General features: G+C 71.9%; 14 protein-coding genes and 1 tRNA gene. 11 read left to right on the top strand and 4 right to left on the bottom strand.

Translation table 11 applies throughout. The features are described from left to right. The first annotated feature begins 27 nt into the window (after window positions 1-27). The 7 genes from LB823_RS16500 to LB823_RS16470 all read left to right on the top strand — a co-directional run bounded on the left by LB823_RS16500 (window position 28) and on the right by LB823_RS16470 (window position 7713). Window positions 28-1284, top strand: coding sequence for an amino acid deaminase (locus LB823_RS16500; RefSeq protein WP_224648813.1), 1257 nt, complete (start codon window positions 28-30; stop codon window positions 1282-1284). Between the two features lie 12 nt (window positions 1285-1296). Beyond that, on the top strand, window positions 1297-2898 hold the full coding sequence (locus tag LB823_RS16495; protein ID WP_224648811.1) for an amidohydrolase family protein: 1602 nt from the start codon (window positions 1297-1299) through the stop codon (window positions 2896-2898). 2 nt (window positions 2899-2900) lie between these two features. Next, window positions 2901-3527, top strand: coding sequence for a bifunctional 4-hydroxy-2-oxoglutarate aldolase/2-dehydro-3-deoxy-phosphogluconate aldolase (locus LB823_RS16490; RefSeq protein ID WP_374201341.1), 627 nt, complete (start codon window positions 2901-2903; stop codon window positions 3525-3527). A 27-nt stretch (window positions 3528-3554) separates the two neighbouring features. Continuing rightward, on the top strand, window positions 3555-4949 hold the full coding sequence (locus LB823_RS16485) for a GntP family permease (protein WP_224648807.1): 1395 nt from the start codon (window positions 3555-3557) through the stop codon (window positions 4947-4949). A 172-nt stretch (window positions 4950-5121) separates the two neighbouring features. After that, on the top strand, window positions 5122-6765 hold the full coding sequence (gene pgm, locus LB823_RS16480) for a phosphoglucomutase (alpha-D-glucose-1,6-bisphosphate-dependent) (RefSeq protein ID WP_224648804.1): 1644 nt from the start codon (window positions 5122-5124) through the stop codon (window positions 6763-6765). 46 nt (window positions 6766-6811) lie between these two features. Then, a complete protein-coding gene (locus LB823_RS16475; RefSeq protein WP_224648791.1) occupies window positions 6812-7552 on the top strand; it encodes a thioredoxin domain-containing protein in 741 nt (246 codons plus the stop codon). Between the two features lie 88 nt (window positions 7553-7640). Further along, a tRNA-Ala gene (locus LB823_RS16470) sits at window positions 7641-7713 on the top strand. 62 nt (window positions 7714-7775) lie between these two features. Here the strand turns inward: LB823_RS16470 and LB823_RS24110 are convergent. Next, window positions 7776-8069 carry a DUF1330 domain-containing protein gene (locus LB823_RS24110; protein WP_224648777.1) on the bottom strand — a complete coding sequence of 98 codons (294 nt, stop codon included), beginning with the start codon at window positions 8067-8069 and terminating at the stop codon, window positions 7776-7778. Between the two features lie 117 nt (window positions 8070-8186). Between LB823_RS24110 and LB823_RS16460 the strand changes: the two genes are divergently transcribed. Continuing rightward, window positions 8187-8432: a DUF2630 family protein gene (locus LB823_RS16460; protein ID WP_224648775.1), complete on the top strand. Its 246-nt coding sequence runs from the start codon at window positions 8187-8189 to the stop codon at window positions 8430-8432. Window positions 8433-8438: 6 nt separating this feature from the next. On the opposite strand, the gene LB823_RS16455 is transcribed toward LB823_RS16460, so the two are convergent. Continuing rightward, entirely contained in the window at window positions 8439-8951 is a 513-nt protein-coding gene (locus LB823_RS16455) for a helix-turn-helix domain-containing protein (RefSeq protein WP_224648772.1), read from the bottom strand. A gap of 60 nt (window positions 8952-9011) precedes the next feature. Here LB823_RS16455 and LB823_RS16450 point away from each other — a divergent pair, with 60 nt between their 5' ends. After that, complete coding sequence (locus LB823_RS16450; RefSeq protein ID WP_224648770.1) at window positions 9012-10424, top strand: MFS transporter; 1413 nt, start codon at window positions 9012-9014, stop codon at window positions 10422-10424. On the opposite strand, the gene LB823_RS16445 is transcribed toward LB823_RS16450, so the two are convergent. Continuing rightward, window positions 10339-10803, bottom strand: coding sequence for an NUDIX domain-containing protein (locus LB823_RS16445; RefSeq protein ID WP_224648768.1), 465 nt, complete (start codon window positions 10801-10803; stop codon window positions 10339-10341). The two genes, LB823_RS16450 and LB823_RS16445, sit on opposite strands and share 86 nt — an antisense overlap. A 73-nt stretch (window positions 10804-10876) precedes the next feature. Here LB823_RS16445 and LB823_RS16440 point away from each other — a divergent pair, with 73 nt between their 5' ends. Then, on the top strand, window positions 10877-11578 hold the full coding sequence (locus LB823_RS16440) for a FadR/GntR family transcriptional regulator (protein ID WP_224648765.1): 702 nt from the start codon (window positions 10877-10879) through the stop codon (window positions 11576-11578). A gap of 17 nt (window positions 11579-11595) precedes the next feature. Next, window positions 11596-12453: a sterol desaturase family protein gene (locus LB823_RS16435; protein ID WP_224648755.1), complete on the top strand. Its 858-nt coding sequence runs from the start codon at window positions 11596-11598 to the stop codon at window positions 12451-12453. On the opposite strand, the gene LB823_RS16430 is transcribed toward LB823_RS16435, so the two are convergent. Then, on the bottom strand, window positions 12384-13682 hold the full coding sequence (locus tag LB823_RS16430; RefSeq protein ID WP_224648753.1) for an MFS transporter: 1299 nt from the start codon (window positions 13680-13682) through the stop codon (window positions 12384-12386). The two genes, LB823_RS16435 and LB823_RS16430, sit on opposite strands and share 70 nt — an antisense overlap. Window positions 13683-13693: the final 11 nt, after the last annotated feature.

The following is a 13693-nucleotide window of genomic DNA, read 5'->3' as shown; positions in this document are numbered from 1 at the left end:
TATACGCAACGTAGCAGATTGGGAAGCATGATGGCCAACGGGAACGGAGCGCGGCCGGCGGAGCTGAGTGTGCTCGACAAGGCGGTGCCCGCGTGGGCGAACGGCATGACGACGGCCGATTTCCTCGCCCGCGCGCCGCGCCTCGCGGAGCTCTCGACGCCGGTGCTGGTGCTCGACCGCGCGGCGATGTCCGACAACGTCGCCGAGTTCGCGCGGTGGACCGCCGCTCACGGCTTCGACCTCGAGCCGCACGGCAAGACCACGATGGCGCCCGCGCTCTGGCAGGACCAGCTCGATGCGGGGTCCACCGCCATCACCGTCGCGAATCTCCCGCAGTTGCAGGCCGCGGTCGCCACCGGCTTCCGGAACCTGCACGTGGCCAACGCGATCGCCGACCCGGCCGGCATCCGCTGGCTCGGCGAGGCGCTCGACGCCGACCCCGCGCTCGAGGTCACCCTGTGGGCGGACGGGCTCGGCACCGTCGACGTGCTCGACCGCGGCCTCGCCGAAGCGACCCGGCAGCCCACCGTGCTCGTCGAGCTGGGCGGCCCCGGCGGCCGCACCGGCGCGCGCACCGTCGACGAGGCCTTCGCGATCGGCGAGCGCGTCGCCGCCTCTCCGCGGCTGCGCCTCGGCGGCGTCACCGGGTACGAGGGCGCGTTCGCGCACGACACCTCGGCCGCGGCGCTCGGCACCGTCGACGACTACCTCCGCACGCTGAAGGACCTGCACGTCCGGCTGCGTCCGCTGTACCCGGAGGGTCGCATCGTCGTCTCCGCCGGGGGCAGCGCCTATTTCGACCGCGTCGCCGCCGTCCTGGGCGACATCGACGACGCGCGGATCGTCGTCCGCTCGGGGGCGTACATCATCCACGACGACGGCTTCTACCGCGGCATCACGCCGTCCGGCCGCGAGGCCGACGCACCCCGGCTGCGGTCGGCGATGCACGTCTGGGCCCGCGTCATCTCGCGGCCCGAGCCCGGCCTGGCGCTCCTCGACGTGGGCCGCCGCGACGTCTCCTTCGACGAGGGCCTGCCCGAACCGCAGGTCGCCGCACCGGGACTCGGCGAGTCCGCCCGCCCCCTGGAGGCCGAGATCTCCGCGGTCAACGACCAGCACGCCTTCCTGCGCCTGCCCGCCGACGACCCGCTCGCCGTCGGCGACGTCGTGCGGCTCGGCCTGAGCCACCCGTGCACCGTCTTCGACAAGTGGCGCGTCATCCCCGTCGTGGCCGACGACAGCGAGAACCCGCAGGTCGTCGACATGATCTCGACGTACTTCTAGAGCGGAGTCATCATGCACGACACACTGATCCGCGCCGCCGCCGTCGTCGACGGCACCGAGGCGCCGCGCTACACGGCGGACGTCGCGATCACCGACGGTGTCATCACCGCGATCGGCACCGACCTCGGGCCTGCGTACCGCGTCATCGACGCCGACGGTCTCGTCCTGAGCCCGGGCTTCATCGACATGCACGCGCACTCCGACCTGCAGGTCCTCCTCAATCCCGAGCACCCCTCGCGGATCACGCAGGGCGTCACGTGCGAGGTGATCGGCCAGGACGGGCTGAGCTACGCCCCCGTGTCCGACGAGACGCTCGCCGTCGTGCGGCGCCAGATCGCCGGGTGGAACACCGATCCCGAGGACTTCGACTTCTCGTGGCGCACCGTCGGCGAGTACCTGGACCGGCTCGACGCCGCCGGCACCGCCACCAACCTCGCGTACCTCGTGCCGCACGGCCTGCTCCGGGCCCTCACGGTCGGCTTCGGCGACGGTGTCGCGTCCCCGGCCGAGGTGGCCCGGATGCAGGAGATCCTGGCGCAGGGCCTGCGGGAGGGCGCTGTCGGCCTGTCCACCGGCCTCACCTACACCCCGGCCATGTACGCCGACGACGCCGAGCTGGCCGCGCTCATGCGCACCACGGGCGAGCTCGGCGGCTACTTCTCGCCGCACCACCGCAGCTACGGCGCGGGCGCGATGGAGGCCTACGCCGAGATGATCGACCTGTCGCGGCGCACCGGCTGCCCGCTGCACCTCGCGCACGCCACCCTCAACTTCGGGCCCAACAAGGGTCGCGCGCCGGAGCTCCTGGCGCTGCTCGACGAGGCGGTCGCGGCGGGCGCGGACGTCTCCCTCGACACCTACCCCTACCTGCCGGGCGCCACGACGCTCGCCGCGATCCTCCCGAGCTGGGCCGCGGCCGGCGGCGCCGACGCCACGCTCGCGCGCCTGCGCGACCCGCGGGACCTCGCCCGCATCCGGGAACACCTGGAGCACACCGGATCCGACGGCTGCCACGGCGTGATCGCCGAATGGAACACCATCGAGATCAGCGGCGTCGGCAGCGACGACCTGGCGGGCTACGTGGGCCGCACCATCGAGCAGATCGCCGCCGACGAGCGCCGCGACCCGTTCGACGTGTGCATCGGGATCCTCCTCGACGACCGCCTCGCCACCGGCATCCTGCAGCACGTCGGGCACGAGGAGAACGTGCGCGCCATCATGGGCCACCCCACGCACACGGGCGGCAGCGACGGCCTGCTCGTCGGCGGCAAGCCGCACCCGCGAGCCTGGGGCACCTTCGCCCGCTACCTCGGCCACTACAGCCGCGACCTGGGCCTGATGAGCCTCGAGGAGTGCGTGGGCCACCTCACGGGCCGCGCGGCCCGGCGCCTGAAGCTGGTCCGACGGGGCCTCGTCCGCGAGGGCTACGCCGCCGACCTGGCGCTCTTCGACCCCGACGCGGTCATCGACCGCGCCACCTACGACGCCCCGCGCACGCCCGCAGCGGGATTCACGCACGTCCTCGTCCGCGGGGTACCCGCGCTCGACGACGGCAACCTCACCGGCGCGCTCGCGGGCGGCGCGCTGCGATTGACCGAAGAAGGGGTCCTGTGACCGTGACCGACCATTCCGGCCTGCTCGACGCGCTCGCCGCCGACCGGGCGCTCACCGTGGTGCGCGCCCCCGAACTCCCCGACGCGGCGGCCCTGTGCCGCGCGCTCGCCGAGGGCGGGATCCGCACCGTGGAGCTGACGTTCACCACGCCCGGGGTGCTCGGCCACCTCGAGCGGGCCGCCGGCGTCGAGGGCACCAACCTCGGCGTGGGCACCGTGCGCTCCTCCGCCCAGGCCCGCGACGCCGTGAACGCCGGCGCCCGCTTCCTCGTCACGCCCGACGTCAACGAGGAGGTGGCGCAGGCCGCTCGCGACCTCGGCGTGCCCGTCTTCCTGGGCGCGCTCACTCCCACGGAGGTGGCCCGCGCGGCCGCGCTCGGCTCGGTGGCCGTGAAGATCTTCCCCGCCCGCGCGTTCGGGCCGGGTTACCTCAAGGACCTGCACGGTCCGTTCCCCGGCCTGCCGCTCCTGCCGTCCGGCGGGGTCAGTGAGGCCAATGCCCGCGAGTTCCTGGGTGCCGGCGCGGTCGCCGTCTGCGCCGGCACGTCCGTCGTGCCCCCCGACACCGTCGCCGCCGGCGACTGGGCCGACATCACCATCCGCGCCGCGCGTTTCGTCGCCGCGCTCTGATCCCCTTCCAGAACGGGAGTACCACTCATGTCCTCGGCCATCGACTGGCTGCAGCACGACACCGGGGGTCTGCTGACCCTCGCCGCGGTGTCGATCGCGGTCCTGCTCCTCCTCATCATCAAGGTCAAGCTCGAACCCTTCATCGCCCTGATCATCGTCTCGGTGGGCCTCGCGCTGGTCGCGGGCGTCTCCGTCGAGAAGCTCGTCGGGTCGCCGCAGAAGGGCGCGGCGCAATCGATCCTGGAGACCGGCTTCGGCGGCATCCTCGGGCACATCGCCCCGATCATCGGCCTCGGCACGGTGCTCGGCGCCATCCTGGAACGCTCCGGCGGCGCCGACGTGCTCACCAGCTGGCTCCTGAAGCTGTTCGGGCCCAAGGGCGCGCCGCTCGCGATGGGCGTCACGGGCCTCATCCTGGGCATCCCGGTGTTCTTCGACATCGGCATCTTCATCCTGGCGCCGCTGGTCTACGTCTGCGCCAAGCGCGGCGGCAAGTCGCTGGTCATGTACGCGATGCCCATGCTCGCGGGCCTGTCGATGACGCACGCCTTCCTGCCCCCGCACCCCGGCCCCGTTGCCGCCGCGGGCCTGCTGCACACCTCGCTCGGCTGGATCATCATCATGGGCCTCGTCTGCGGCATCCCGGCGTGGTTCGCCTCGGGCATCGTGTGGGGCACGTGGATCGGCAAGCGCGTCATCGTGGAGGTGCCGGAGGAGTTCGTGCCGGAGGAGGAGCACGCGAGCAAGGACAAGCCTCCGCTCGCGCTGATCGCCTTCATCATCGCGGTGCCCATGCTGCTGATCCTGGGCGGCACGTTCGGGTCCGTGTGGCTGACGCCGGGCACGAAGCCCTTCTCGATCCTGGTCTTCCTCGGCACGCCCGCGATCGCCCTGACCATCGCCGTGGTGATGGCCTTCTACCTGCTCGGCATCCGCCGCGGCATCAACGCCGGTCAACTCGCCGAGATGACGGGTGCGGCGCTCAAGCCGATCGGCATGATCCTGCTCGTGGTCGGCGCGGGCGCGCTGTTCGGTGCGGTACTGCGCGCCACGGGCGTCGGCACCGCGCTCACCGACTCGATGTCGGACCTGGGCCTGCCGCTCATCGTGACCGCGTACCTGGTCAGCTGCGCGCTCCGCATCGCCCAGGGCTCGGCGACGGTGGCGATCACCGCGACCGCCGGCATCATCGGCGAGTCCGTGGCAGCGGGCAACTTCTCGCAGGCGCAGATCGCGCTCATCGTCATCGCGATCTCCGCCGGCTCGATCATCCTCAGCCACGTCAACGACGGCGGCTTCTGGATCGTCGCGAAGTACTTCAACATGACGGTCAAGCAGACCCTCATGACCTGGTCGGTCCTCGAGACCATCCTGTCGGTGGTCGGCTTCGCGATGGTGCTCGTCGTCTGGGCGATCGTCTGACGATCGCGGCGTCGCGACGGTCCGCCGTCGCGACGCCGCGTCGCCGTCCCACCACCCCGGCCCCTGCTGGTGCGCCGGATTACCGCGCGCGGAACCCGACTCGGCGATACGTTGGACGACAGCGGCCGTGCGATCCGCGGCCGCGTTCCCGCACTGACGAGGTGGACTGAAGATGGCTCATGCGCGTGCCGGTCAACCGGCTCTTCCCGAGGACTTGATCGACGTCGAAGCTGTTCGTGCTGCGTACTATTCGGTCGTGCCGGACCCCGGCGATCCGGATCAGCGCGTGGCCTTCGGCACGTCGGGGCACCGCGGCACGTCGCGCAGCGGCAGCTTCAACGAGAACCACATCGCGGCCACCACGCAGGCCATCGTCGAATACCGCGCGGCGGAGGGCGTGCGCGGGCCGCTGTACCTCGCGAAGGACACGCACTTGCTGTCCGGGCCCGCGTGGGAGACGGCGGTCGAGGTGCTCGCCGCGAACGGCGTGGACACCCTCATCGACCACGACGACCGGTACACGCCGACGCCGGCCCTGAGCCACGCGATCCTCACCTTCAATCGCCGGCACGGCGGCGGCATCGAGGCCGACGGCATCGTCGTCACCCCGTCGCACAACCCGCCCGCCGACGGCGGCTTCAAGTACAACCCGCCCACGGGCGGCCCCGCCGATACCGACGCGACCTCGGCGATCGCGGCCCGCGCCAACGAGATCCTCGAGGGCGGCCTGCGCGACGTGCGCCGGATCCCGCTCGCGCAGGCCCTCGCCTCGGACGCGGTCCAGCGCTTCGACTTCCTCGACTCCTACGTCGGCGACCTGCCTTCCGTGCTGCACCTCGACAAGATCCGCGACGCCGGGATCCGGATCGGCGCGGACCCGCTCGGCGGCGCCGCCGTCGGCTACTGGGGCGCGATCGGGGACCGCTACAACCTCGATCTCACGGTGGTCAACCCGACGGTGGACCCGCAGTTCGCCTTCATGACGCTGGACACCGACGGCAAGATCCGCATGGACTGCAGCTCGCCGAACGCGATGGCCTCGCTCATCGCGAACAAGGACCAGTACGACATCGCGACCGGCAACGACGCGGACTCCGACCGGCACGGCATCGTCACCCCCGACGGTGGGCTGATGAACCCGAACCACTACCTCGCCGTCGCCATCGACTACCTCTTCGCCTCGCGGGGCGGCTGGCGCGACGACGCCGCGGTCGGCAAGACGCTGGTCAGCTCGTCCATGATCGATCGGGTGGTGGCCGAGCAGCGCCGCAAGCTCCTCGAGGTCCCCGTCGGCTTCAAGTGGTTCGTGCCCGGCCTGCTCGACGGGAGCGTCGGCTTCGGCGGCGAGGAGTCCGCCGGCGCCTCCTTCCTGCGGCACGACGGCTCCGTGTGGACCACGGACAAGGACGGCATCATCCTGGCGCTACTGGCCTCCGAGATCCTCGCCGTCACCGGCAAGAGCCCGTCGCAGCACTTCGCGGTGCTGGGGGAGCAGTACGGCGTGCCCGCCTACGCCCGCACCGACGCGCCAGCCGGTCGCGAGCAGAAGGCCGTCCTGGCGAAGCTCTCGCCCGAGCAGGTCACCGCGGACGAGCTCGCGGGGGAGTCGATCACCGCCAAGCTCACCCGCGCCCCGGGCAACGGCGCGCCCATCGGCGGTCTCAAGGTGACCACCGAGAGCGCGTGGTTCGCGGCGCGGCCGTCGGGCACGGAGGACGTGTACAAGATCTACGCCGAATCCTTCCGGGGGCCGGAGCACCTCGCGCAGGTGCAGGCCGAGGCGAAGGCTCTCGTGGACGGTGTATTGGGCGCCTGACCCCGCCTGACCTGCGCACTCGCCGACTGCCGCTATTGTGGTCGGCGTGAGCAAGGGTAAGAACGCGAAGTACGTTCCCGCGAAGCAGTCCAACACCATGACCTACGTGCTCGGCGGCATCGCCGTGCTCGTGGTGATCGTGGTGGTCATCGGTGGCGTCCTGCTGCTGAGCAAGAAGGAGGGCACGCCCGTCGACAAGGCGCAGGCCGCCATCGACAAGGCCACCCCGGCCTTCGTCCTCGGCAAGGCCGACGCCCCGACGAAGCTGACCTTCTTCGAGGACCCGTACTGCCCCGCCTGCGGCAACATGGAGCGCCAGTACGGCGAGCAGGTCACCAAGGCGATCGAGGACGGCAAGCTGCAGGTCAAGTTCTTCATGCTGTCGTTCCTGAACCGCCAGAGCCCGTCGGGCGACTACTCCGACCGCGCCGCCGGCGGCCTCCTGGCCATCGCGAAGTCCTCGCTGCCCGACGACCAGAAGCAGAAGGCGTGGCTGGGCGCGCACACCGCGATGTACGCCAACCAGCCCGAGGAGGGCAAGGGCGACAAGACCAACGCCGAGATCGCCACGATGCTCGCCGCGGGCTCGAAGGCCAAGGGCGTGGAGCTGCCCGCCGACGTCGTCACCGCCATCAGCGAGGGCAAGTACACCGTCGAGTCGGCGCAGAACGCCGGCGCCGGCAGCCAGCTGATGCAGGACATCGGCAGCACCGGCACGCCGACCGTCGTGCACAACGGCGAGAAGATCACCGTGCAGGGCGACTGGCTGACCCCGCTCCTCAAGTAAAACCGGCACTGACCAGCCGATTTGGTGCACGAGAGCTGCCTCCTGTAATGTTCTCCGGGCGGGAAACCGCAGGTGAACAACGCAATACGGGGCTATGGCGCAGCTGGTAGCGCACCACACTGGCAGTGTGGGGGTCAGGGGTTCGAGTCCCCTTAGCTCCACCGAAGAAATCCCCTCCGACGCAGGTCGGAGGGGATTTCTTGTTCTCGCGGTGATGGCGGGGTCAGTCGAGGCCCTCGACGATGCGGAAGTCGCGCTCCACGCCGTCCCCGAGCGCTGCCAGCGCCTCCTGGTAGGCGGCGCTCTCGCGGGCGGCGATCGCCTGCTCGAAGCTCTCGAACTCGATCACGATGGTGCGCTCGGCGATGCCGGCCTCGTAGGCCGCGACGCGGCCGTCGCGGGAGAGCAACCTCCCGCCGCCGGCGGCGACGGCGCGGGCCGCCAGCACGTTGTAGGCCTCGAGCTTGTCGGTATCGAGAATCGCGCGGTAGTTGCTGACCCAGTAGCCCTTGGCCACGGTGCCTCCTGTGCTCGGAGTGGTTGTCCGCGATCGGACGCGATCGCGCCGACGGTTCGGCGGGGACACCTCGATTGTGTCCCCACGCGCCCCGCCGATCGGTGGCAGGATCGAATCATGACCGACGACGCAGTGCACACCCGGATCGACGCCCTCATCGCGGAGGAGCACACGCTCCGGGAGAAGCTCGGCGCGGGCGAGATCAGCGAGAGCGAGGAGCATGCCCGGCTCCAGGTGCTCGAGACCCAGCTGGACCAGGCGTGGGATCTGCTCCGGCAGCGACGCGCGCGGCGCGAGTTCGGCGAGAACCCGGACGACGCGGCGACCCGGTCGGCGAACACCGTGGAGAACTACCGCAACTGACGGCCGTCAGGGGACCGGCGTCAGCATCCGGTGCCGGGTGCGCAGCGCCACGGCGACCGGGTCGTCGCGCCGGCGCGGGTTCGGCCCCTCGCCAGGACGGGTGTCGATGTCCCGCACCGTCGGGACGATGCCGCACCGTGGGCACAGGCCGGACTCCGCCAGGTCCGTCCCGCAGGTGGCGTGCGCGAAGATCCGCGCGGGGAAGTCGCCGTCGAGGTGCCGCTCGCCCCACTGCACCAGGCTGAAAACGGTGGGCCACAGGTCCTCCCCGGCGGGCGTGAGCTCGTATTCGACGGTCCGCCCGACCTTGCGGCGGGTCGCGACTCCGGCGGCGACCAGGGTGTCGAGCCGCTCGGTGAGCACGCCGCGGGAGACGTCGAGGTGCTCGAGCAGGTCGCTGAAGTGCCGCACGCCGTAGAAGAGGTCGCGCAGGATCAGCAGGGTCCATCGTTCGCCGACCACCTCGAGCGCGCGCGCCAAGTAGCAGGGCTGCGCCTCGTATCCGGTCCCCAGAGCCATGCCTTCAGCATAGTCGAAAGAGTCTTGTGAATGGACTCGTCATGGGCCATGATGAGTCTCATGACCAGACTTGAGTCCGGGTACGAGCGGGTCCTCGCGACCGTGGCCGCGAGCACGCTGCTGGCGATGCTCGCGTACGCGGGACCGCTGGGCAACGCCGTCACGCTCAACGGCGCGCTGCGCGCAGGCCCGGCGGCGGCCACGTGGATCCTCGCGTCGATGAGCGTCGGGCTCGCGGCGGCCCTGGTCACCGCGGGTGTCGTCGCCGACCGCATCGGCCACCGACGGGTCTTCCTCGCCGGCGCCGCCGTCTTCGTCGCGGCGAGCCTCGCGTGCGCGGCGGTGGCCTCGGCGCCGCTGTTCGTGGCCGCCCGGATCGTCGCGGGAGTCGGGGCGGCGGGGATGATCGCCACCGGGCTGGGCCTCGTCGCCGCGGTGAGCGAACACGACGGCCACCGCGCCCGCACCGCGGTGTGGTGGAGCTCGTCGATGGGTGCGGGGATCGCCCTCGGGCCGATCCTCACCGGCCTCCTCGACCTCGCGGGCGCCTGGCGCCTGTTCTACCTCCTGCTCGCGGCGGGCGGCGCGGCGCTGTGGGGCTCCGCTCGCCGGATTCCCGCGCGGCCGGCACACAACCCGGACCGCCCGCTCGACGTCCTCGGATTCGCACTGCTCACGGGCGCCCTCACCGCCGCGGTCGCGGCCCTCGTCGAGTCGCGCGCCGGGGCGGGCGCCCCGGCGGCTGCGCTCGGGGTGGTGTCCGTTGTCCTCGCCGCCGCACTCATCGCGAGCCAGCGCTACGGTCGCGCGCGCCTCGTCGACCCGGGCCTGTTCCGGCGGCCCCGGTTCCTCGCCGCGACCCTCGCCGCCTTCGGCACCGGCATCGGCGTCATCTCCGCGATGTCGGTCGCCGGCACCTTCGTGGTCCGCGGGCTCGGCCTGAGCACGCTACAGGCGGGTGCGCTGCTCGCGTTGTGGGCGGGGACGAGCGCCGTGGCGGCGCTGGGCTTCTCGCGCCTCGCCGGGATCCTCTCCGGTCGGGTCCACCTCGTCGGCGGGCTCGCCGGCGTGGGGTTGGGCCTGCTCCTGACCGCGGGGCTGTCCGACGGTGCCTCCCCGCTCCGCCTCGTCCCGGGTCTCCTGGTCGCGGGCATCGCCTCCGGTCTGCTCAACACCGGACTGGCGCGCGAGGCGATCGCGAGCGTCCCCGCGGCCGACGCCGCGATGGGTAGCGGCGTCAACAACACCGCCCGCTACGTCGGCTCCGCGCTCGGAATCACGATCGCCGGTGTCCTCGCGGCGGGCACCGGCGCCGTCGCCGGGTGGAACCACATCGCGCTGGCCGCCGCCGGAGCCTCGCTCACCTGCGCCGTCGGCGCCTGGGCGCTCACTCTCCGGACAGGTGCTCCCGCAGCCGATCGAGGAACGCCGACTGCGCCTTCACCAGCTTCTCCGCGGCCTCCCCGGGGCTGAACCAGCCGGCGCGGTCGATCTCGGGGAAGCTCTGCATCCGGCCGGAGCCGCGGGGCCACTCCAGCTCGAACTCGTTGGAGCGGATGGTCTCCGCGTCGAAGTCGCCCTCGCGGGCGAAGACCGTCACCGTCTTGCCGCCGGACTGCCGGACGGAGCCCAGCGGCACCGTCGGGCCCGTTGGCGCGGGGGAGCCCATCTCCTCGGCGAACTCGCGCTCCGCGGCGGCCAGGGGCTCCTCGTCGGTGTACAGCCCCTTGGGGATCGACCAGGCGTGCGCGTCCTTGCGGCTCCAGAACGGGCCGCCCATGTGGCCGAGCAGCACTTCGACAGCGTCGTCGGTGCGGCGGAACAGCAGGAGCCCGGCACTGGTCGTGGTCATGTCCTCAGTGTGCACCTCACACAACTGGTCCAACCAGTTGACCAGAACCTGGAGCCGTGCCATGCTGCTCGCCATGGACGTCACCCCCATCGCCAGGACGGCGGTCTCGGACGAGGTGCTCGCGCGCATCGTCGACGAGATCCTGTCCGGGCGCCTCGCCCCGGGCGACCCGCTGCCCGCGGAGCGCGAGCTCGCCGAGCGCTTCGGCGTGAACCGCCACGCGATCCGCGAGGCCCTCAAGGGCGTGCGGCAGGCGGGGTTGGTGCACATCGCGCAGGGCGGCAAGACCCGTGTGCTCGACTGGCGGGAGAGCGCCGGCCTCGACGTGCTCAGCGCCGTCGCCGCCGCGGGCGTCGTACCACCGCTGCGGGTGCTGCGCGACGTCACCGAGATGCGCCGCACCATCGCCGCCGACGCCGCGCGGCTGTGCGCCGAGCGCGCTACCGCGGAGCAGAAGGCTGCGATCGTCGCGCTCGCGCAGGGCTATCCGGACGGCGGATACGCCGCCGACGCCGCCTTCTGGACGGCCGTGATCGACGGCTCCGGGAACCTCGCCTATCGGCTCGCGCTCAACACCCTCCTCGCCGGCATGCGGGGCGTGGGGGAGCAGACCTTCGGCGCCCTCGGGCTCGACGGTGAGCTGTTGGACCGGCAGGCGCACCTCGACCTCGCCCGGCACATCGCCGACGGTGACGGCGATGCGGCCCACCGGACGACCTCCGACCTCCTGGCCGGCGTCGTCGCCGCCCTCGACGCCGCCTCGGCGACCTCCTAGAAAGCACCGATGCCACCGTGTTCGACCTCATCCGCGCCGCCATCCCGGTGTTCGTACTCTGCCTCGCGCTGGAGTACCTGTCCTTCCGGTTCCGGCCGGACGACGACGTGCTCGGCTACGACCTGCGCGACGCGCGCACCAGCCTCACCATGGGGATCGGCAACGTGGTGATCAACCTGGGCTGGAAGCTGGTGGTACTGGCGGCGCTGGCCGGCGCGTACCTGATCGCGCCGGTGCACCTCCCGGCGACGAACCCGCTGACCTGGGTGCTGCTCTTCGTCGCCGACGACCTGGCCTACTACTGGTACCACCGCACCCATCACACTGTGCGCGTGCTCTGGGCGAGCCACGTCGTGCACCACTCGAGCCGCTTCTACAACCTCTCGACCGCGCTCCGCCAGACCTGGACGCCGTTCACCGCGCTGCCCTACTGGATCCCGCTGGCGCTCATCGGCATCCCGCCGTGGATGATCCTGCTGCAACAGTCGGTGAGCCTGCTCTACCAGTTCTTCATCCACACCGAGCGGGTCGGGAAGCTGTGGCGACCGATCGAATTCGTGATGAACACCCCGTCGCACCACCGCGTGCACCACGGCTCGAACGCGGCGTACCTCGACCGCAACTACGGCGGCATCCTCATCGTCTGGGACCGCCTGTTCGGCACCTTCGAGCCGGAGGGGGAGCGGGTGCGCTTCGGGCTGACGAAGAACATCGAGACGCACAACCCGCTCAAGGTCGCGACGCACGAATACACCGCGATCGTCGCGGACGTGCGGGGTACGCGCTCGTGGCGCGAGCGATGGGGCTACGTGGCGAAGGGACCGGGCTGGTCGCCCGCCGCACCCGCGCTGCCCGCGGCGGCGTCGGCCGACTGACGCCGCGAGAGAACGGCGTTCGCGACGCCCGCACCCAGCACGACGAGGGCGGCGACCAGCGGCGCGCACTGCGCCGCCGCGGTGCCGACGTTCTCCGCGAGCGCGCCGTTCACCGCCGACGCCAGCGACTGGCCCAGGATCAGGCTGCTGCCGAGGATGGTCATGACGGTGGCGGAGCGGCCCAGCGGGCTGCGCTCGGCGCCCAGGCTGAACTCGGTCACCAGGGTCGGGCCCACACCGATGCCCGCGATGGCCAGTCCCGCCACCAGCAGCGGGAGCGAGGGCGCGGCGGCGATCAGGGCGGCGCCGAAGACGAGCACCGTGGAGAAGCTCACCCACCGCGCGGCGATGCTGAACCGCTCGGGGAGGAGCGCGGAGCCGAGGGCGAGCGCGGCGGAGCCGACGCCCATGACGCCGTAGAAGAGCCCGGCGGACTCCGCGTTGCCGGCGTCGCGCATGAAGGCCGTGAGGCCGGTGAGGGTGGAGCCGAAGAACAGGCCCATGCCGAAGACGCCGGCGATCACGGTGAACAGCAGGGGATTCGCGAGCTCGCGGGCCGGCGCCTGCATGACGGCGCCGTCGCCGTGCTGCTCGGGCGCCCGGCCACTGGGGTGCAGGGCGAAGGCCGAGACGAAGAGCACCGTGAGCACGGCCGCGCCGATCATCGGGGCGGCGGGCGACATCGTGGTCGCGAGTAGGCCGACGATGACCGGGCCGAAGACGAAGATCACCTCGTCGGCCGCGGATTCGTAGGCCATCACCGAGAGCAGCGTGCGCACCCGGCGTCCCTCGGGGAGCTTCGTGGTGATCATGGTGACCAGGCGGCTGCGCGACATCGGCCCGACCTGCGGGGCGCTCGCGCCCACCAGCGCGGCCGAGGCGAGCACCGCCCAGCCGGGCAGCGGGCTGAAGACGACCCACGTCATGAGGAGCAGCGCAAGGCTGTTCGCGATCCCCGCGGCGAGCACCGTCCGGCGCTGGCCGAACCGGTCCGCCGCCGCGCCGACGAGCGGACCGACTGCGGCGGAGCCGATGCCCACCATCGCGGAACTCAGGCCGCCGAAGGCGAGCGAGTCCCGGCCGGCGACCACCAGGGTGAGGACGCCGACCACCATCATGGCGAAGGGGAGCCGCGCGACGAAGGCCACCGGGAAGTAGCTGCGCCCGGCGACCGACATCAATGTCGGTGCGGGGGAAGGGGTCTCCTGGGGGGACGTCTCGTGGGACATGGTGGCGGTCA

Source organism: Tsukamurella sp. M9C (genome assembly GCF_020169415.1).
Lineage (GTDB): Bacteria > Actinomycetota > Actinomycetes > Mycobacteriales > Mycobacteriaceae > Tsukamurella.
The sequence above is the reverse complement of the archived record's forward strand: the minus strand, read 5'-3'. Positions and strand labels throughout refer to the sequence as shown.